Genomic DNA, 19,836 nt, shown 5'->3' on the forward strand with positions numbered 1-19,836 from the left:
GCCACGCCTTGCATCTGGAGCTTTTTGAACGGCCTCGGGCGGTAGTTTATCAACACGGTTATTGCTTTTTCAATGTGTTTTTCAACACTCTCCTAGTGCTAGATTTGGTCTACAAATTCATCTAATAAAATAATTTCAATGTCTTCGATCTTTTTTAACCTGAAATCATTGGTGATAAATACTTCTGCTCTTTCCACGATGGCTGTAGCCAAAAAAATGGCGTCAGGCGTTTTAAGTCCATGCTTAGCTCTGATTTTAGCGGCTTTTAGAGAAATACTATAGCTAATGTTTTTCAGCTGCAGATTGGGGAAGGTACTCAAAAAAGCCAAATACATGTTGGCAAGTGTCTTATTCCGGTCTCTCAGGGGTTTTGTTAGCAGTTCCGTAACAACCAGCATTGATGTAAGGGCGGAAAGGCGTCCTAACTCAATCTGTTGGAATAGTTCTCTTGCTGCCACGAGATATCGTGGATGTTTTTCCATCAGGTATATGAAGGAATTTGTATCAATGGCTATATTTTTATATTTCTTTACTCGTTCAATCAGTCGTCCCACTCGTCCCTCTCCCGCTTGAGATAGTCCACTCCGCCAGCATTTTTCCACATATCTTCTCCCAAGCCGGTCAGTGCGTCTGTGTACGACTCCGGTCTTTTAACAAGAAATAGTTCATTAGAATCATCATCGTATACCCAAAGTACCTCATTGCCAAGTTTCTCTTTGATGTAGTTCAGCATTTCATTAGGGACAAGGACTACGGAGTAACTGTCACCGGAACCCGCACCTGTGATATTCTTACCCTTGACTTTCGGAACCTTCATGAAAACAACCTCCCAACAATTCCCATAACTTGATTAAAATTATATCATAGTGGAAATCCAGAAAGAATAATGAGGTTGGATAACACGGAGGAGCAGGAAAATTGATAGCGGTTCCCACTTAATTAACTATATGTTGGAATACCGGTTATTGCTGGCTTCCGTGGTTCCTTCCCGAGCCGTCAAAATCCCGCTGGAGGAAGCTAAATGTTTTGTGAATAGCAGATCTAATCAGACGCCGGGCGCTATATATCGATGGTTGTTCCCTGCCATTCGCTGAAACTGCTCTTTTCATAATAATCGGCGGCTATGGCGCCTATTTTTTTGCAGATGTAATAATTGACCGCCGAGGAAATAACAGTTCCCAGCACAGGTATGATTTTCAGCAGGGAACGCTGACTTACCCTGATGCCCAGGGACAGCAGCAGTTCCTGGAGCAATTTGAGAACGGCCTGCCTGCCCATCCGGGCTGCCGCCGCCCTGGCCAGTCCCTTCCCGGCCAGATCGGAACTCACCGCTGAGACAAATACCCACAGGGCCTCCCGGGAAGCCGCCGGGATATTCAGGTCCCGGCCGTATATGGCGGACATCTCCAGTATCATTTCGGACATAAAATAACTGAGGGCGGTTATATCCAGGGCTGTTCCCCCTAATACCGCCACCACCGTTCCCAGCCCCGGAAAGGCTCCGGGCAGGGCTGTCACCGCCCCGCTGGCCGCACACCAGCGGGATTTGTTTTTTATTACCATTTCGCAAAGCTGGCGGTTGTTTAATTCCTGGTTTTTTTTCTTTATTTTTAGAACGCGTTTTCTCACATCATTTTTGTTTACATAATCAAAAGGGTTGATGTAAAACAAAGAATTTTCTCCTAACGGTATTATTTTTATTTAACGGGCATTTCCAGCAGCCAACTGCGGTTTGCCAAAACCCTGTTCCAGCAAAAAAACAGCTTATTACAGCTATATTATCAGAAACGGGTTCCACTGAAAACCGTACACAATACATGGCAATATCTGTCTTCCTCCGGGGAAATTGGGAATAAAAAAAAACCACCCGTAAAAAATAGGTAGGAACAGACGGCATCCCTTTTTTATAAAATATAAAGGATATGATAATGATAAGAAGTGATTAAAACCTTGGGTATACTGCGTAAAAAGCCTGTGGAAGCGGTATTGGACCCTGAAAAGGAAAACAAGAGCGGACTTGTGCCCACCCTGGGGGTTCTGGATTTAACCGCCCTGGGTGTCGGTGCTGTGATCGGCACCGGCATTTTTGTGCTTACCGGCGTGGCCGCGGCCAATTACGCCGGCCCGGGAGTAATATTTTCCTTCATACTCTCAGGTATCACAGCCGGCCTGGCGGCACTGGTCTATGCGGAACTGGCGGCGGCCATCCCGTCCGCCGGCAGCGCTTACACCTTTGCATACGTTTCCCTGGGGGAAATTGTTGCCTGGCTGGTGGGCTGGAATCTTATCCTGGAGTACATGGTGGCTGCCGGGGCCGTTTCCATTGGCTGGAGTTCCTATTTGGGAGATTTGCTGAAATCACTGGGGATAACCCTGCCCGCCGCCTATACCTCTTCTCCCCTTGACGGCGGCATTATGAATGTTCCGGCCGCACTGATAGTTTTACTGATTACCGCATTAATTGTAACCGGCACCCAGCATAGCGCCACTGCCAACAAAATTATTGTGGCGGGCAAACTAGCGGCCATCGGTTTGTTTATTGCCCTGGGCGCAAGGCATATTGATCCCGCCAACTGGCAGCCGGTATTGCCTTATGGTATGGCAGGGGTAATCCATGGCGCCGCCATTGTATTTTTCGCCTATATTGGCTTTGACGCCGTGGCCACAGCCGCCGAGGAGGTTAAAAATCCACAAAGAGACTTGCCCCGGGGGATTATCTGGACCCTGGCTGTTTCTACGATTCTTTACGTGGTTGTGGCAGCGATATTAACGGGAATGGTTAAATATACCGAATTGAATACGGCTTCCCCTGTGGCCACGGCACTGCTCAGGGCAGGCATCCCCTGGGCCTCGGCAGTGGTCTCCGTGGGTGCTTTAACCGGGCTGACCAGCGTGCTGCTGGTGTCCATGTACGGCCAGAGCAGGATATTTTTTGCCATGGCCAGGGACGATTTGCTTCCTCCCATTTTTGACTGGCTGCATCCGCGCCTGAGAACGCCAGTATGGGACAGCGTCATAATCGGTGCCATTGTTGCATTAATCGGAGCCTTTCTGCCCATCGGCCTGGTGGCGGAAATGGCCAATATCGGCACATTGAGCGCATTCATCGTGGTTTCCCTGGGCGCCATGATCCTGCGCCGCACCAATCCCGGATTGCAGCGGCCCTTCCGTCTGCCCCTGATGCCGCTAATCCCAGTGCTGACAATAGTATTAACCGCATACCTGGCCCTGAACCTGCCCCCGTTAACCTGGGTCCGGTTTGTGGTTTGGATTGCCATAGGCCTGATTGTATACCTGACTTACGGATACCGCAACAGTAGAACGGGGAATCCTTCAGGTATGGGGTACCGGGGCGGTCACATTCCCGTACAGGCCCGAAAGTTGTACCGCAGCCCAAGGGGTAAATGATGAATCATTATTAAAGAACACGGTGGTGATAAATTAAACATGACAGGTAAAGGCGGCCTACCCCGGAAACGCACCGGCTCAACCTGGTGGGCCATTCCCGTTGGCCTGGGATTGGGGCTAACCTGGGTAACCCTGGGCGGAATGTCTGTGTTCAACAGCATCGCACCGGACAAAAAGGAACCTTAATATATTATTCCAGCACCTCCATCAATCTTTTTTTAAGCTTTAAAAACTCCGGTTCCGTCATTGTCCCGGCGCTGCGCGGCCTGGAAAGCCCAACCTCCAGATGCAGCGCCACCCGGGCCGGCCGGGGGGTAAGCACATACACCCGGTCCGACAGGAACAGCGCCTCCTCGATATCGTGGGTGACCAGAAAAACCGTTTGTTTAAACCTTTCCCAGACCTCCAGTATCCAGCGCTGCATCCTTTTCCTGGTAATGGCGTCCAGCGCCCCGAAGGGCTCGTCCAGCAGCCAGACCGGCCGCCGGGCCAGGGCCGTGCGCATCATTGCCGCGCGCTGACGCATGCCCCCGGATAGCTGGGCCGGGAAACTGTTTTCAAAGCCCTCCAGGCCAAATAGAGGCATCAGGCTACGGGCTTCCCTTTTGGCCGCCTCCCTGTTTTCCCCGGCTACCTCCCGGGCCAGGACAACATTATCCAGCACCGAGCGCCAGGGAAACAAAAGATCCTTTTGGGGCATATAAGATACCACATCCCGGGGGCTGCCCCCTTCCCGCCCGTCTAAAAGCAGCGTTCCCCCATCGGGCTTCACCAAGCCGCAGATGATGTTAAACAGCGTGCTTTTGCCGCAGCCGCTGGGCCCGATCAAACCGACAAACTCTCCTTCTCCCAGGGATGCCGAGATTCCGTCCAGCACGGGCAGCCTGTTTCCATTCACTTCATAGTATTTAGTCAGGTTAACCAGCTCTAGTATAGCCATGTTGCACTCCCATCGGGGGTTAAAAATATATAGGCGGAATTCCGGGAGGCCGTTGAAAAAGTCCCTCCGCCGCGTTGCGGCTGCGCCCTCAAGGCTGGAGCGTACCATAAGAGCGCTCCGCTTGAGACCTTGCCGCGCCTTGCACCTGGAGCCTTTTGAACGGCCTCGGGCGGTAGTTTATCAACATGTTTATTGTTTTTTCAATGTGTTTTTCAACACTCTCCTAGCGGGGCAGAAATTCGTTGGTAAAGGCTTTGTCCACCTCTATCATTTTCTGCAGCAATCCGCGCTCATTCATCCAGCGGGCGTAATTCTCCCAGACCTCTGTTTTCTGCTCTCCCCAGCGCGCGGCATCGTCCCGGTAACGCGGGCTTAAATATTTCTGACTGGCCAGCACCAGCTTGCGGTCAAGCTCGGGGGCATGTTTCAGCAGTATCCCGGCGGCCTCGTCGGGGTTTTCCCCGGCAAACCGGTAGCCCCTGGCCGTGGCCCGCATGAACTTTTTAACCAGCTCCGGATTTTCCTGCACCAGTTTTTCCCCGGCAATAAGCACCGGGGTATAATAATCCAGCGCGGGATCGAGCTTACGCAGTTCCAGATAGTTCAGCTCCATGCCCCTCTGTTCAGCCTCGATGCCGGTCCAGCCGTAATAAATCCAGGCAAAATCAACATCCCGCCCGATGGCGGTAAAGAAATCCGAGGTTCCGATGTTAAATATTTTTACCTTGGAAAAGTCCCCTCCGTCCTTTTCCACCACTGCTTTAAGCACCGCCTCCTCGGTGGGGGAACCCCAGCCGCCATACCTTTTCCCCTCCATGTCCCCGGGCCTTTCAATGCCCGCCGACTTTTGGGAGGCGAAACCCGAGGTATTGTGCTGAATCACCGCCGCGATGGAAACCACCGGAACGTCGCTGGCCCTGGCCTGGGTCACGTCCTCCTGGTAGCTTACCCCAAACTGCGCCTTTCCGGTTGCCACCAGCTGGGTGGTGCCCCCCTCGGTGGGCTCCACTATTTTTACGTTCAATCCCTCTTCCCTGTACCAGCCTTTGTCCAGGGCGGCATAAAGGCCGGTATGGTTGGTGTTCGGCACCCAGTCCAGCATCACCGTCACATCCTGCGGCTGTTTGCTTTCGCCGCCCCCGGAACACCCCGCCGACATTATCAGGGCTGCAAGCATTACGGCTAAAAAAATTTTTTTAAACATTATCATTATTCCTTTCTTTGTAATACCAGGGCATGGCCAGCCTGGCCAATAAAGTTATAAGCAAAAAAAGCAGCAAACTGACCAGAGAAATTACGAAAATAGCCGCGAAAACCCGATCCAGCTGGTAGGAGTGGGAGGCCCTGGTCATGTAAACCCCCAGCCCGCTGCTGGCCCCCAGCCATTCTCCTATTACGGCTCCCATTACGGCATAGGTCCCGGCTATTTTCAGGCCCGCAAAAAAAGACGGCAGGGCGGCGGGCAATCGAACCAGCCTGATTATCTGCCAGCGGCTGGAGCCCATCACCTTCAGCAAATTCACCATGGCCGGGTCGGCGCTTTCCATGCCCGCCACCGTGCTGACCGCCACCGGAAAGAAACAAACCAGTGCCACAACCACAATTTTAGGGAACAAACCCAGCCCGAACCAGATTAAAAACAGCGGGGCAACGGATATGATGGGCACGGTTTGGGAAAGCACCAGTAACGGGTATAATCCCTGTTTGAACCAGGGGGACAGATCCATTACCGCAGCCAGGCACAGGGCCAGCAGCACCGCCGCCAGCAGGCCGGAAACCGCCGCCAGCAAGGTGCTCCCGGAATGTTTGGCCAAAAGGGGCAGCATTTCCCACAGGGTTGCCATTACCTTTAGCGGCGACGGAAGCAGCCAGGGCTGGATTCCTGAAAAGGTAACCGCCCCCTGCCAGACGGCTATGCCGGCCAGTATGAATAACACGGGGGCCGCCGCGTTTTTATTACGGGACATTCCTGTATTTACCCACCTTTTCCTCCATGGTCACACCCCCGGGGGCATAGTCAATTTTCACAATGGTCATGACCCGCTTTGCCCCGGCGTCTATGCAGGCCTGCTGGGCCTCTTTGACTATCTCCAGCAATTGATCCAGTTCACCCTCCATGGTTGTTTCCATGGGGCCGACTTCGTGCCTGACCCCTGAATTCCGCACCACTTCAATTGCCCGGTCCACGACGGCGTAAGTATCTCCGTCCGGCACCTGGGGCAGTACCTGAAAGCTGACGTTTATCACCGGCAATTCATTTCACCCCTCTCGTTTATTTTTATCAGCAAAAGAAGTCCGGAAGTGATGGATATTTCCACCCTGTCCGCAGCTACCTCATTACTTATCCCGTAAGGGTTGCCTATGCTGAACACGGCGTCCCGGAGCGGCCACCGGGCGCCGGTAACGTTAACACCGGTCACCTCCGCCGTCAGCGGCAGCAGGGAAAAAGTCTCTCCGGGCAGGCCTTTCAATATTGCCGGCTCACCCGGCGTAACCAGGCTTATTTCGTTGAATTGATTGATTATTTTGGCCGGCACCCCTTTGTCTCCGGCCAATCGCAGCAGATGAACGTTAGCCAGTGAGTGGTCGAACCTGGTGCCCAGAGCGCCCAGTATTACCACCTCGTCCGGCTGGCCCGCCAGCGCCTCGGCCAGGGCCAGGGTGGTGTCCGTTTCGTCCTTTTCGGCGGGAAAGGTTTTAATCTCCGCGCCGCGACGGGAAAAATCCAGCAGGGTTTGGCTGTCCAGGGAGTCCATGTCGCCGATTATCAAATCCGGGAGCAATCCCAATTTGGCAGCGTAGTCCGCTCCCCGGTCCACGCAGATTACCCGGTCACCACGTCTGATGACACCCGCCAGCCAGTCCAGCCCACCGGCGGACCCGCCGCTCAGTATGACACAACGCATATGACTCCCTCAATTCGTACAAATTAAAAGGCACACCCCATAGGCGAGGTGTGCCGTACAAGCATCAAACCTTTCCTACGCGGGCATTACCCCGATCAGGTTCACGGGTCAGGTGCTTGACAGCCCTTTCTCAGCCCATAACATGAGCTCCCCATAAGTATTTTAATTCATTAGCATGATTATTACACCAATTATTTTTACTTTTTCCCAAAAAAGTTGCTCAAAGCAGTAAAAAGCCGGCCGCAGGCAAATTTATAGCTTGATAAACCTTTGATTTTGTGGTAGAGTATATTTTGCCGTTGAGGATCAATAGGGCCAATATAAAAATTTTATATTGCGGGGGTGTAGCTCAGCTGGGAGAGCGTCTGGTTCGCATTCAGAAGGCCGTGGGTTCGAGTCCCATCATCTCCACCACTACCAGAGCAGTCGAATTTGACTGCTCTGGTTCTTTCTATGCCTTGTGATACTGCTGTTTTTTTTCAGTGCGCAAATGCTATAAGAACACTCGTGTTCAAGATGCAAACGACTTATTCTTCAAGTCAAAAGGATTACAATAAGTATCTCAATTAGCCATGAGATAAACCATTTGATATATCTGGTTTTGGAAGCACGAACTACAATCTGATGTAAATGTTTAATTATCTATTTTGTATACTATAAAAACAGGCTTTTGCCCAGGAATAGTATAAAACAATCCAGTTGGTCGAGTGGTCTTGAAATAGAAATACCATTCACGAGCTATGGTAAGTATTTCATTCCACTTATACTGATGTGTTGTCTTAAGTACCTCCTTAAGACGGCAATTATCTAATATACTTATATCATCTATTTGATTTGAAGCAATTATACCATCAAAGAATTCATAAGCGACATAATCTGCTTCTTTTTCTTGGGCGCAGTTGAAACCAAAGACATTTTGAGCCAAATCCAATTTCTTCTATACCTGTTCCAATTGGCGCTCCAACAATAGACGGAATACCTAAAGCTGAAAAATAATTAACATGTTCAAAAATTGACTGCCTGAATATGACCACAGAATAGCTTGAATAAGGAACGTTAGTTTTCGGCCTCCTTGCAAAGCAAATTATAAGATGTAATCCTTCTATTTCTTTTTTTACGGAAAGATTGGTATCATCTCTATTTCTTTGATAGAAAAAGGGGTAGAAGAAAGAGCATTGGTCTTTTATTTTCTCATACAAATCATGTAAGATTATGTATTCCGCAGTTCTTTCGGTTGAAAACCCTGTAATCAAGTTCACCACCATCACTTAACCACTTTAGTGGATGTCTTTCCTTTTAAAGAACTATTTAATCTTATCATAAGAGCAAGAAATGGACTTCACGTCGTATACAGCGGTATCAATACATTTAAACAAACTTTGATCAAAAACGGCCAAATTGATGCCATTTTCACACATAGTACTTATATACTCAATACCGTCATAGCCCTTACTCTTGAGATAGTCGCTTATATATTGCGTCGGCAAATAATCAAGTGTGTTATCGTTGCGGAGTGGTTTAGCTATTTCCTGCCCAATCATTTTTAGATGCTCAATGTTCGTTGCATACTGTGTGAAATCAAAACCATAATCAATGCCAATAAATGGGCTAATTTTATCAACTTCAGCAAAATTTATAACCTCAATATCTTTTTGAAGTCTAAACTTGCCGACTGTAACATAGTCATACACTCCTGCCCTTATTTCATAAAAGGTAGTATCTTTTGAATTAGCAAGATATAGAATACTAATTCCTTCTGGGTTAACTCGCCCGGCTTTTGCCTTCGCATCTGGTGGGGCGCTCATTTCTTTCCGTGGATAGCCTTTATCCGTCGGACTTATTCTTGCCCGATAGAACACCTTTCCTGCTTTATATGATTTTCTTGCACACCTTAGAAAAGTGTAGAGTACATCCGTATTAATGTAGTCGCTATGAAATCTGTTCTTGTGCTTTATTGCTTCAACAAAATCGCTCCAGCAATGGTTTTTAAGAATGGCATTAGTCTCCAAATAATCGTGGTCGTGGCATTGTAAGATTCCGATAGGGCTATCAAATAATCCGGGCTGTTCTTTATATCTCTCAGCGCAGATGGCAGTTATCAATTTATAAATACAATTAGGTTTCACAGCGAAAATATTCCAGTTATAGTATAGTATGTTCTTCAACAAATCCGTACGGTCTTTGGGAAAATTGTCAGGTAAGCTGGCTGCGGGGGTATAGATGTCCAAAAGCCCATCAAAAAGCTCAGATAGGATTTGGTTTCTGCCAATCTCGTATACATGAACATTGTACTTTCCACAAAAATCGCAACTTCCTGTGAAATTATAGCCGCCAATTATGGCCTTCACCTCGAAATCAGCAAAGCAGTTGGTACAACAAAACATATCAACTAACCTCGTTCAAGTATTTAGCCATTAATTCAAGATGGTGCATTAAAGACAATTTCTTGACTGTTCCGAGCCCAGGATATGTTTGTTGTTTATAGTGCTGCAAAAAAGTCTGTAATCCCAATGTCATTTCAACTGGATGCGGTTTCAAATTATACCAAACGGCTAACTTTGACACTGCCTCATAATACTTCAAGGCAGGGTTTGTTATATCTTCGTTAGAATCAGACACAAAGTGTTTCACGCGAAGCATCTTATCCAGTGTAAAGTAAACAATGTGTATTGCAACAGCATACGGTGCAAATCCCGCTTCAAGATATTCGTTTCCCACCACCGAATAATCTGAAAATCCAACGAAACCATCATCCTTATAATAAAGATGGTCATCAGAAAAGAACTCATCAGTTATTTCCTGATAATCCGCATTCCGATCTTGCTTTTCAAACTTATCGTCCAGTAAAACCTTATGATGCCGTACTTTGCGTCTAAACACACTTTCATCAAGTATCAAAACATATTTAGGAACGACCGCACCAAAGGCGTGTTCATACAAGTCTAAAAACCCTCGATCAATGTTAATTACCAGTAACTCAGATTTATCCACACCTTGCTTGTCCCAATGGTCAAGTAAGGATTTTGCGTTCCGCTGCATGATTACAGATTTAATTACCAACGGATCGGCATATTGGTTTAAGAATTTCTGCTTGTATCCGGCTTCTTTCGTATCGTCCTTAACGTCTTTCCAATCTTTTAAGAATGTTCCGACAGCAGGATTTCTTATAATGGCAATAGGGTGCTGCACCTTGATATACTCTGCCGTTGCATTGACCAAAGTAGGGGAAAGCTTTACCGGTTCAACAATCGGAATAATATGATCACCTAAAAGATTGTTAACCGCTAATTCACGCAGCGCCAGTAATTCGTATTGCCGACCACGAACATACGGGAAGTACATAGCTTCACCCTCCATATTTTTTACTTAAAAAGCAGCTAAGCGCTTTCCAATCTGCCTTTGACGGATGGGAAAAATATATCAACGATTTCAATTCATATGGAACTTTCTGAAATTCACCAACTAATATCTTATTTCTCTTTTTCAATTCCCTTAATGTCATATTATATGCATCGAGAATCGGAATTTGAGAAAACAACTTTAGGCACTCGTTATAATAGAACACCTGTGAAGTAACGGGCAATTTGCCATAATATCGCATTAGAATATTTTTATGTTCTTGTTTATGTAAAACCTTAAAAATAACCGTATAATCTAAACTTGAATTATCTGCAACAGGCTCTTTCTTCATAGACGAGCTTATAGTATTTTGCCTAGTCAGCACGTAAATCCCTACAGGCGTATCTTTAAGAGTACTCAGAACACGCTCATAATGGCTTCCGGATGTAACGACACATACATGATTAAATGCCTTATAGTAGTCTCTCAACTGAGTGTCAAGACGGTCTAGGGAGTCCAACTCAGTCTTGATTTCATACACAACTGCCTTACCATTAATGAGTATGAAATCTGCTTTGGATTTATTTATCGGTATTTGTGTTAAGGCTGTTGTGGTTTTTATACTATGCTTTCCCAATAGCAATTTGTTAAGTAAAGTGTTCTGATAAAAATACTCATTTCGATACGATTTAGATATAAATTCATATATCTCACTTATAAGTTCACCGTTATCCTTAGCTTCCAGATCGTCCACATACCGTTGAATAACCGTGTTATATGTAATATTATTGCTATCATATAGCATGTCAAAAAAAACATTTTGGGTAAAGAGCCGATTTAGAATTACATTATTAGAAATCAAATCTTGCTCCCTCCCTTCAATTGGATATAATTACTCATTTTTATCATACCATACCTTGTGGTATTTCGGTAGCCTCTGCCGTATCCTTTTTGCGTATTTTCTGTGATTCCCAGCGTATCTATGTAAGACTTATAAGAAAGATAAACGAGCGGTTTCTCCTAAAATATCCTTTGAAATTTGGTGATATACATTGTTTCCAACTAAATCTAAGACGAACTGACATTTTAATACATATTTTGAATGAATGCCATTTATCATGGTACAACTGCTATTTAGTGGCTTCATTTTGAATTTAAGTGTAAATAATGCCTTATGATTACCATCGACCATTGATTTTACTGGTTTTTTGAATAAATGCTATAAGAGTACTCGCACCAGTTTGCCGAAAGCTGTCGCATCAGATTTGATGCGACAGCTTTTGTTATGAATGTTATTTCCGCCATCAGTTGAATCTATGATTTATCCCTATTTATAAGTTATTGATATATAGAACAATTCCATTATCATTAAGCCAAGGAGGAGCATGCTATGAATACTTTTTTGACACAAAATATTGCTAAATTTCGAAAGCAGAAAAGTACACCCAGGAAGATCTGACTTAAAAACTAAATATATCCTCTCAGGCTGTATCGAAATGGCTTACAGGGCAATCATGCCCCAATATTTCATTGCTGTCTAATTTAATTTTTGCTCTTGATACCGATATTAATTTACTTATCGTATGTTTATAATAAAAAAAATTTCGATTTATGAAGATGAATATAAGAAAGACGAATACTATTGGGGACTTAAACCATCAAAAATTTGTTATCGTGTTTTGGAAGCAATGCCTCCTGTTAGGCCGCTAAGATTGTTGGATGTTGGCTGTGGGGAAGGTAAGAATTCTGTCACGCTTTTGATATTGCGGACTCCAGCATCGAAAAACTATACGTCTTGGGAATTTGCAGAATGTCAATGTTAATGTATCCGAAGCGAATATTTTGGATTTCAGATTTGAAACGAAGTTCGATATTATTTTTTCAAGTGGTGTATTTCATTATATTATTTCATAACTTAGAAAAGAAATTATCGGCGATTATCAGAAGAACACCTTAAAAGGAGGAATGCGTGTTTTTAATGTATTCATCAACAAACCGTTTATTTTGCCTTCCCCCGAAAAGGAGCCGACCGCATTTAACTGGAGCTCAGGATAATTGTTTATGCATTATGCGGATTGGCTTATCCATTCCTGTGATGAAGTTATCTTTGATTGCCATTCATCCGGCATAGCAGATAAGCATTGCATGAAGATAATGATGGCTGAAAAGATGCTTTTGCCTAGATATTTCCGACATCTTTTATTACCTAATTTGCCATGCAAAAGCCTTATCGGGCTGATATTTTATACCCGCCGTCCACCAGTCCCCTGTTGATTGCCTCCCAGATGTAAAGTGACGCCGCCGTGCGGAAAGGCTTCCAGTTCTCCGCCATTTCCCTCACTTCCACTTTGCCGGGTAAATCATCAAGCCCGTACAGCCACTTTATCCCCCTGCGCAATCCGAAATCGTCCGGGGAAAACACGTCCGGCCTGCCCAGGGAAAAAATAAGGAACATTTCCGCCGTCCACCTTCCGATACCCTTGACCCTGGTCAAATTCTCTATAACCTGCTGGTCCGGCAGGCCGGTTATCTCCTGGAACAATATTTCCCCGTCCAAAACTTTTTGGGCCAGGTCTTTTATGTACGAAATTTTAGATTTTGACAGGCCTGCTTCCCTTAACCTTTCCGCATCCAGCGATAATACGGTTTCCGGGGAAATTTTGCCGCACAGGGCCACAGTTCTGTTCCATATGGTGGCGGCGGCCTTGACGGAAAGCTGCTGGCCCAGGATGGACCTCACCAGGGACCCGAAATAATCGGTTTTCAGGTTTAGGGTATAATCCCCCAGCAGGTCCAGCAGCTCTCCCAGTTTCCAATCCGCACCTTTTAGCCCGGACCATTCAGGAGATTTGCAGTCTATTTTTACTATATTTCCATTAAGCAATTTCAAACCTCCGTATGGCTCCTTCTGGCGTAGCTGTTTATGCTCACGCCTCTTCTTTCCAGCCATTCCGCCGTGGGGCCGGTAATCACAATGGGTTTCCGGGACAATTCCCGGATATTGGCTGAGCCGGTAAGCAGCATTATTTTCCTCAGGCCCTGTATTAAATACCGGATGCTTTTCTCCAGCTCACCCGCACCGCCCTCCACCAGGGACTTCAGGAAGGGTCCGGCCATGGCGGTCATGGCGGCCCCGGCCGCCAGAGCCCTGGCCATGTCCAAGCTGCTGCGCAGCCCTCCGGAGGCGACAAAATCAATTTCCAGTCCGAGACTCAATCCTTCCAGCAGGCTTACGGCAGTGGGTATACCCCAGCCTTCCATGTCAAAACACTTTTTATTGGTCCTGGAAAGCTCTATGGCGACAAAATCCGTGCCCCCCCTGCCTCCCACGTCTATGTTTCTTACCCCCGCGGCATGAAGGGCCAGCACCGTCTCCCTGGACATGCCGAACCCCACTTCCTTGACAATAACCGGCACGGAAACAGTATTAATAATGGTCGATATATTCGCCAGTACTCCCTTAAAATTCCTGTCCCCTTCCGGCATGATAATTTCCTGGGGCACATTCAGGTGCAGTTGTAATCCGTCGGCGGCAATCATCTCCACAGCGGATAAAGCTTCCCCGGGGGTGCAGCAAGCCCCGAGGTTGGCCAGCAGAAGCCCGTCAGAATTAACCTCCCTGGCCACAGAAAAGGTCTCCCTTACGGAATAATCGTTTAAGGCCGCCTTTTGCGAGCCCACGGCCATGGCAATACCTGCCTGTCCCGCGGCGGCGGCAAGCTCCCTGTTTATCCAGGCCGTTTCCGGATGGCCTCCCGTTATGGCGTTGATCATCAGAGGGGCCGCCAGCCTTTTACCCATGTAGAGGCAGGATGTATCCACATCGGAATAATTCAGCTCCGGGGCGGACATATGCACCGGAAAAATATCCGAAAATCCCGAGGGATAGACTCCGTCGGACAGCTCCAGCGCCAGTTTCAGGTGCTCCAGCTTTCGTTTCTGCCTGCCCAATAGCCATTCTCCTGTCTTAATAAAATAATGCCGGAAGACGTTCCCCAAAACCTCCCCCGGCATTGGGAATTAAAATAACAGCCGTTTAATTATTGGGCGGTATTATCTGATCTTTGTATAAGCTGTATTCCAGTGACCTGGCTATGATAGCGGCGCTTTCCGCCCTGGTGGCAAAGCCTGCGGGATTGAACATGTTTTTATTGTCCCCCCTGAACAAGCCCGCGGCAACAGACCTTGCCACCGGATCCACCGCCCAATTGTCAATCTTATTCCTGTCCTTAAAGCTGTTTATAACATCCGTGCCGGCCTGGGGCAGCTCCAGCGCCCTGCTGATCATTGAGGCCATCTCCGAGCGGGTCACTGTTTTCGAAGGCATAAAGCTTCCGTCCTTGTAGCCTGAAACCACGCCCTTCTGCACCGCCGCGGACAGGTAGCCCCTGGCCCATAATGGAATAATGTCATTATCCGAAAATACGCTGTCACCTTCCACGGGCTGCCAGCCCATGGCCTTTGCCAGCATGGTTACAAACTGGACCCTGGTGACCTTTTCCTGGGGCAGATAAACATTTCCCGGAAAACCTGACACAATACCCTTAGCTGCCAGCAATGACACATCATTGGCCGCCCAGTGGCCTTTCATATCCGAAAATGATTTGTCCGGCTGAGCGGCAAGCAGGAGCGGTTCCATGGCCGGGATAGCCGCGCCGACAGTCCGCTGTCCAGTTTCAGCGGCCGTTATAGCCTGCCAATTGCCGTCCCTCCACTGGAATAATGACGGGCTTGCGGCATCGGTGTACCAGCTTATCTCCGCCGGTTCCGAAAGTTCCGTCAAACCGCCGTCCGTGGAAAATTTAACGCCATATATTTTTTCGTAACCCTCCGGTATTTCCCCGGGCAATTGCTCTAAAGGCTCAACCGTTACCATTGAACCGTCGGGCAGGGAACCGTCTTTTATATCTATGCTGAAATAATTACCCAGTTTTAAAGACAGCGGCGCTCCCTTTTGAACACGCCCCACCACCTGTTCCTTCTCCGCCACCACAACCGGAACCGGAATTGTAAGGCTCCTGAAACTGACCGACAATTCCCCGGCCGCCGGTGTGGCGGAAGCTGTAAACCTGTCCCCGGCCACGGTTCCGGTTCCATCCCCGGCCGCGATATTAAACTGCCCCGGTTTTAGATCAAATACCGTTCCGTCCTTGCACAGGGCGCTTACCTTGATTTGAACCACGGCACCGGGGGTTGTTTTTATGGACCCGGGTTCCACCACCAGCTTGGCTATGTCATTTTCATCAAATACATCTATGGACAGCGCCTTTTCATAGTCTCCCTTTTTAGCGGCCACGGTAACCGGCCCGCCGGTTTCAAAGGTTATTTCCCCGCCGTTAACCTGGCCTTCCCCTGTTTTTAGAGTCCACACCACATCCCCCGGGGCGAGCCTGTAGGGGTTGAAATACTGGTCGTAGGCCTTGGCGCTAAAATTAACCGGAACCCCCACCAGCACTTTTGCCGGACTTTTTAGCAGCAATCCGGCAAAGTCACCTGGAGGAGCCGTGCTGTAAATCCCTATGGCAGTCGGAATACTGCGCACGCTCCCTTTTTCCGGAACGTTAATCAGCACCGGGCTCTCCTCCCCGAAACGCCTGGCCACCATGGTGGTGGACCCGCCGCCGTCAAGGTTGACGGCCCGGTTTACCCCCAGGGATAAAAGGAAGTATGCCATTTCCCACTGGGTCATGCCCTGACTTTTACTGCTTCTTTCGGCGCAGGCCAGGTAAAGGGTTTTTCCGTCGGTGCTATAGCCCGCCGCGGTCCTGGCCACCCGCCCCTTGATTTCCTGGGTGAAGCTGTTGGGAATGCTGCCGTCCTTTATGAGCACCGCCTGTCCGCCCACCGCGGAATATATATCGTCAACGGGCCCCACCGAGTATTCCACCCCCACCTGATCGCCCGGGTGGAAATTATTTTGTAAAAAGGACGCCGCCGGCCCCTGCCCCCGGAGCACATAGCCGTCCCCGGGTATGGTGGTGGCCACCAGGCCTTTTCTTATTTCCTTTACCACATTTCCGGACACCACCATTTCCACCACATCCGCAAGGCCGCTGCCCCCCCGACTGCCGTGACCCCACGCGGGAGTGTACATTTGCAGGGTGTTGGTGTCGGAGGAAGCGCCGCCGGAAATGAGGTAAGGCGGTTTGTTTATACCCGCCAGGGGGAAAGAGTTTCCTCCGGGCGCGGTAACCTTGCCGGAAAAGCTGAAAACATCAATCACCGGCTTTTTACCGTTGGTTATGGCAAAACCGTACATGTCCGACCTCATGGCCGGGGAGGTTATTATTTTATTATCGCTGTATGTAAGACCTATGGGTCTCCCGTCACCGCCAATCTGGAAGAAATCCCCGTTAACCGCGGCCACCGACCTTGACCTTACAGCCATGTCGGTTACCCCCTGATTTTTTTCAAGGGTCCCATTACTGCCAACAATGGTATCTAACTTCACGTAGGGATTGGACAAATCTATTTTTAAAACGTAAACAGTAACCGAACCTCCCCCAGAACTGGATCTGTGAGTCTGCATTTCCACCCCCGAGGTCACCGTAAAGGAATCCACCATTTGTGAGGTGGGCAGGGCAAAGGCAGGGGCGGCCCATAAACATAAAAAAACAACCGTCCATAAAACGCTTTTTCCAACACTGTTAAAAATTATTTTAAGCAATTCTTCTCCCCCATTCTGTCATAAGCCGCCGTATTCCTACGGCGGCCCTAAAATGTCTATTTATTTTTTTCCTGCCGGTCAAAATAAATGTTTTTTGAATGTGCTGAAATCGGCACTCCCACAACTATGGGCCCTTCTATCATTCCCAGCATTTTTGCCGCCACACCGGCCCTGTACATTATCCTGTTGCCGGCATTCTTAAATTATTTTTTAAGGGTAATTGTGCTTTTATATCCACTTAATACTAATGTCGTTTTTCATGTTAAAAAAGTTCCATCTGGCCGTCCTTATTTTGCTTGGCTTTAAAGGAGCCCATTTCCCTGGTGATGGTTATCCTGCTTTTACCCACCTGCACCACTGAACCGGGCAAAGCCTTTTCAACTTTAATATAACTGCGTTCGCCAACTCTCACCACGGGCGGTATGCCCAGTTCGCTCCCCAATTCCTGTATTTCGGCGTTGCCCTCGCATAGTATTTCCCCGCCTTTGAAAGACCCTTTTATGGTCACGTTTCCACCGGCGTTTATGGTGGTGTTAAGGCAGCCCTGCCCGGTTACATTGACATTCCCGGCCGACTGAATGGCCGAAGTCATGGCCGCCCGGACAAAAATACTGCTGCTCATTTGTTCTCTGCCCTCGGATAAAAATTCCAGGGCGCCATAAACGGCTCTGATAGCCTTGCTGAAATTTTCAACGGTGGCACAGCTTAAACCGCTTAAACATTTCAAAGATTCCACTGCTTCGGATATTTCCTCCGGAATATCCTCGCTTTGATTATCCACCAGGTTATTGATATTTTTTAATAGCGGGCGCAAATTTTTAAACCTGCTGTCCATTAAACCCAGCAGCAGCCTGCCAAAATCCAGCTTTCCCACATCGACATTCTGCATTTTTTTAAGCTGCTCAATGGCCTTGGCCAGGTTAACAAGCTCCGCGTATATATCCGACAGAACAAAACTTATCTTTTTGGCTCCGGGAAATATTATACCGGCCCTTAATTTACTTCCTATCACATTGCCCCGGATAACCATTTTGCCCCCGCAAATTACCGTGGCCCTGGTTACAAACCCCATAACCTCAATATTTCCTGCGGCTTGCACCTCCATGGCCTCCTGGATATTGCCGGTTATTTTGATATCGCCCTTGAACCTGAGGTTGCCGGTCTTAATATCCACATCACCGCTCTGGACATGTACGGAATCGCAGCCCACCGTGCGGCCGGTTCCCGCGACTTTTACCCAGGGTCTACCGCTAATTGTGGAATAAACCTCCACTCCGTTTTCAGACAACTCCGCGCCCTTACCCGCCGTAAGCTGGGCGCTTCTCGGCTTGGGCGGCGGCAATATTTCCCCTGTGACTCCCAGCCCGTCCGAACCCAGGGTGCCGGGCAGCTTCCTGGCAAGCAGCGTTCCCTCGTCCATGGAAACTATTTTGCTGGTTTCCCTGAAATCCACGGTATCCATTTCATCTACATTATCATGGGTCATTTCGGAAGCGAAGAAAAGTTCAACCGTTTCATCAACCCCCGGTGTAGGGGGCACACCCCTGGCGACAACCACCTGTTCCTTGGAGGGTACAGCAATAAAATTATCGATTTCATCACTTAAAACACCAAAAACTACCCCCGCTTTTTTCAGCTCATTAATAAGCGTTTCCTTCTCATATTTCGCTTCCTCATCGGAGGCGGAAATCCATGCGGTGAGCTTGTCCCTGGATATTACAACCTTAATGCTGTTTATCCCCTCGCCAGAAGCCATATATTTCAGCACCTTTCCTGCCTGTATAGCAAAAATTTATAAGAAACGGCTAAATTATGCATAACGCATAATATTTCTCTGCGTATATACTTCTTTCCTTCAATTTTTACAGCCGTAATTTCTCTAACACAAAAAAACCTCCCCTAACACATGAAAGGAAGGACTGCCTTTCGACATTTTCCACATTTTATTAGAAAAACCTTACTATGTAAATAGGTCTTTTTTCACAGGCCCGCTATAACTTTCGCCTCTCGCCTGTTCCGTTATTAATCCGGCCGATTAAATTAATAATTACACTTTCGGCAGGAATTATCGCACATCTAACGAATAAATAGTAGCAATATAGACATACGGGAGGAGGTAAGACGCTTGTACTCGTATCATTCCGGAGAAATAAAAAACCCTGGCCTTGAATTAATGCTGGTTCTGGTAAGGCTCATAGGATTTGCGGCACTTATTTTTATCACCGCCGGCGCGGGAATTGCGGCAGGCCTGCCGCACGTGGTCAGCGGAACGGTGGCGGGGCTTTTCGCCGTGGGACTCCTGGTCAGCGGCTCTTTTCTGGAGGTAATATCCTATAAATGCCCCAATTGCGGCACTGTGACAAAATCCATAAAAAATTACGGATCCTACCAGTGCCCCGTGTGTGGAACAAAAAGCTTTATAACCAGGGATGAGTTAACTAAATTGTAAAACAGTTTTTTGGAAAAGACCGCCTCAAAGCAGGCGGTCTTTTTTTGGTATAAATTTAGGCCCGGGAAAAAGAATAGATCATATACTTTTACAACATTCTCCTAATTGCAGTTTTAACGGAGGTAAC

The 19,836-nt window shown here is 47.8% G+C and carries 21 protein-coding genes, 1 tRNA gene and 1 riboswitch; of the genes, 5 read left to right on the forward strand and 17 right to left on the reverse strand.

Annotated features, from left to right (window positions below):
• Positions 1 to 98: 98 nt before the first annotated feature.
• From DCCM_RS10480 to DCCM_RS10490, 3 genes are all read right to left on the reverse strand, one after another.
• Positions 99 to 554, reverse strand: coding sequence for a type II toxin-antitoxin system VapC family toxin (locus DCCM_RS10480; protein WP_104372354.1), 456 nt, complete (start codon positions 552 to 554; stop codon positions 99 to 101).
• Positions 542 to 817, reverse strand: a complete 276-nt coding sequence (locus tag DCCM_RS10485; RefSeq protein ID WP_104372355.1) for a hypothetical protein — start codon at positions 815 to 817, stop codon at positions 542 to 544. Before DCCM_RS10485 ends, DCCM_RS10480 begins: the two co-directional genes overlap by 13 nt.
• Before the next feature lie 242 nt (positions 818 to 1,059).
• Positions 1,060 to 1,671, reverse strand: coding sequence for an EcsC family protein (locus DCCM_RS10490; protein WP_231702737.1), 612 nt, complete (start codon positions 1,669 to 1,671; stop codon positions 1,060 to 1,062).
• 267 nt (positions 1,672 to 1,938) lie between these two features.
• Between DCCM_RS10490 and DCCM_RS10495 the strand changes: the two genes are divergently transcribed.
• A complete protein-coding gene (locus DCCM_RS10495; RefSeq protein WP_231702738.1) occupies positions 1,939 to 3,408 on the forward strand; it encodes an amino acid permease in 1,470 nt (489 codons plus the stop codon).
• Positions 3,409 to 3,447: 39 nt separating this feature from the next.
• Positions 3,448 to 3,594, forward strand: a complete 147-nt coding sequence (locus tag DCCM_RS18600; protein WP_165792108.1) for a hypothetical protein — start codon at positions 3,448 to 3,450, stop codon at positions 3,592 to 3,594.
• Positions 3,595 to 3,598: 4 nt separating this feature from the next.
• On the opposite strand, the gene DCCM_RS10500 is transcribed toward DCCM_RS18600, so the two are convergent.
• From DCCM_RS10500 to DCCM_RS10520, 5 genes are all read right to left on the reverse strand, one after another.
• On the reverse strand, positions 3,599 to 4,348 hold the full coding sequence (locus tag DCCM_RS10500) for an ABC transporter ATP-binding protein (protein WP_104372391.1): 750 nt from the start codon (positions 4,346 to 4,348) through the stop codon (positions 3,599 to 3,601).
• 223 nt (positions 4,349 to 4,571) lie between these two features.
• Entirely contained in the window at positions 4,572 to 5,552 is a 981-nt protein-coding gene (locus DCCM_RS10505) for an ABC transporter substrate-binding protein (RefSeq protein WP_104372356.1), read from the reverse strand.
• The gene (locus DCCM_RS10510) at positions 5,545 to 6,315 is read right to left on the reverse strand and encodes an ABC transporter permease (protein ID WP_104372357.1); all 771 of its coding nucleotides are present in this window, start codon (positions 6,313 to 6,315) and stop codon (positions 5,545 to 5,547) included. The genes DCCM_RS10505 and DCCM_RS10510 overlap by 8 nt, the downstream gene beginning before the upstream one ends.
• Positions 6,305 to 6,601: a thiamine-binding protein gene (locus tag DCCM_RS10515; RefSeq protein WP_104372358.1), complete on the reverse strand. Its 297-nt coding sequence runs from the start codon at positions 6,599 to 6,601 to the stop codon at positions 6,305 to 6,307. Before DCCM_RS10515 ends, DCCM_RS10510 begins: the two co-directional genes overlap by 11 nt.
• Positions 6,592 to 7,254 carry a thiamine diphosphokinase gene (locus DCCM_RS10520; RefSeq protein ID WP_104372359.1) on the reverse strand — a complete coding sequence of 221 codons (663 nt, stop codon included), beginning with the start codon at positions 7,252 to 7,254 and terminating at the stop codon, positions 6,592 to 6,594. The genes DCCM_RS10515 and DCCM_RS10520 overlap by 10 nt, the downstream gene beginning before the upstream one ends.
• Before the next feature lie 55 nt (positions 7,255 to 7,309).
• Positions 7,310 to 7,418, reverse strand: a riboswitch (TPP riboswitch).
• A gap of 174 nt (positions 7,419 to 7,592) precedes the next feature.
• On the opposite strand from DCCM_RS10520, the gene DCCM_RS10525 reads away from it, so the two are divergent.
• Positions 7,593 to 7,668 (forward strand) — tRNA-Ala (locus DCCM_RS10525).
• A 220-nt stretch (positions 7,669 to 7,888) separates the two neighbouring features.
• On the opposite strand, the gene DCCM_RS19010 is transcribed toward DCCM_RS10525, so the two are convergent.
• From DCCM_RS19010 to DCCM_RS10545, 4 genes are all read right to left on the reverse strand, one after another.
• On the reverse strand, positions 7,889 to 8,179 hold the full coding sequence (locus DCCM_RS19010; RefSeq protein ID WP_104372360.1) for a hypothetical protein: 291 nt from the start codon (positions 8,177 to 8,179) through the stop codon (positions 7,889 to 7,891).
• 379 nt (positions 8,180 to 8,558) lie between these two features.
• On the reverse strand, positions 8,559 to 9,638 hold the full coding sequence (locus DCCM_RS10535) for an RES family NAD+ phosphorylase (protein ID WP_104372361.1): 1,080 nt from the start codon (positions 9,636 to 9,638) through the stop codon (positions 8,559 to 8,561).
• Position 9,639: 1 nt separating this feature from the next.
• Positions 9,640 to 10,596: a sce7725 family protein gene (locus DCCM_RS10540; protein ID WP_104372362.1), complete on the reverse strand. Its 957-nt coding sequence runs from the start codon at positions 10,594 to 10,596 to the stop codon at positions 9,640 to 9,642.
• A gap of 4 nt (positions 10,597 to 10,600) precedes the next feature.
• Complete coding sequence (locus tag DCCM_RS10545) at positions 10,601 to 11,455, reverse strand: sce7726 family protein (RefSeq protein ID WP_174705154.1); 855 nt, start codon at positions 11,453 to 11,455, stop codon at positions 10,601 to 10,603.
• Between the two features lie 826 nt (positions 11,456 to 12,281).
• Between DCCM_RS10545 and DCCM_RS19270 the strand changes: the two genes are divergently transcribed.
• A complete protein-coding gene (locus DCCM_RS19270) occupies positions 12,282 to 12,416 on the forward strand; it encodes a hypothetical protein (RefSeq protein WP_231702743.1) in 135 nt (44 codons plus the stop codon).
• Between the two features lie 404 nt (positions 12,417 to 12,820).
• Here the strand turns inward: DCCM_RS19270 and DCCM_RS10555 are convergent, their stop codons facing one another.
• The 5 genes from DCCM_RS10555 to DCCM_RS10575 all read right to left on the reverse strand — a co-directional run bounded on the left by DCCM_RS10555 (position 12,821) and on the right by DCCM_RS10575 (position 19,016).
• A complete protein-coding gene (locus DCCM_RS10555; protein WP_231702739.1) occupies positions 12,821 to 13,477 on the reverse strand; it encodes a DNA-3-methyladenine glycosylase family protein in 657 nt (218 codons plus the stop codon).
• Between the two features lie 2 nt (positions 13,478 to 13,479).
• Positions 13,480 to 14,544 carry a type 2 isopentenyl-diphosphate Delta-isomerase gene (gene fni, locus DCCM_RS10560; protein WP_231702740.1) on the reverse strand — a complete coding sequence of 355 codons (1,065 nt, stop codon included), beginning with the start codon at positions 14,542 to 14,544 and terminating at the stop codon, positions 13,480 to 13,482.
• 85 nt (positions 14,545 to 14,629) lie between these two features.
• Positions 14,630 to 17,260 (reverse strand): phosphodiester glycosidase family protein, encoded by a 2,631-nt coding sequence (locus DCCM_RS10565; protein WP_104372365.1) that lies wholly within the window; start codon positions 17,258 to 17,260, stop codon positions 14,630 to 14,632.
• 56 nt (positions 17,261 to 17,316) lie between these two features.
• Positions 17,317 to 17,439 (reverse strand): DUF2148 domain-containing protein, encoded by a 123-nt coding sequence (locus tag DCCM_RS10570; protein ID WP_104372366.1) that lies wholly within the window; start codon positions 17,437 to 17,439, stop codon positions 17,317 to 17,319.
• Between the two features lie 83 nt (positions 17,440 to 17,522).
• A complete protein-coding gene (locus DCCM_RS10575; RefSeq protein WP_128739133.1) occupies positions 17,523 to 19,016 on the reverse strand; it encodes a flagellar assembly protein A in 1,494 nt (497 codons plus the stop codon).
• 369 nt (positions 19,017 to 19,385) lie between these two features.
• On the opposite strand from DCCM_RS10575, the gene DCCM_RS10580 reads away from it, so the two are divergent.
• Complete coding sequence (locus DCCM_RS10580; protein WP_231702741.1) at positions 19,386 to 19,709, forward strand: TFIIB-type zinc ribbon-containing protein; 324 nt, start codon at positions 19,386 to 19,388, stop codon at positions 19,707 to 19,709.
• Positions 19,710 to 19,836 lie beyond the last annotated feature (127 nt).

The sequence above is a fragment of the Desulfocucumis palustris genome, assembly GCF_002933875.1.
In the GTDB taxonomy this organism is placed as follows: Bacteria; Bacillota; Desulfotomaculia; order Desulfotomaculales; family Desulfocucumaceae; genus Desulfocucumis; species Desulfocucumis palustris.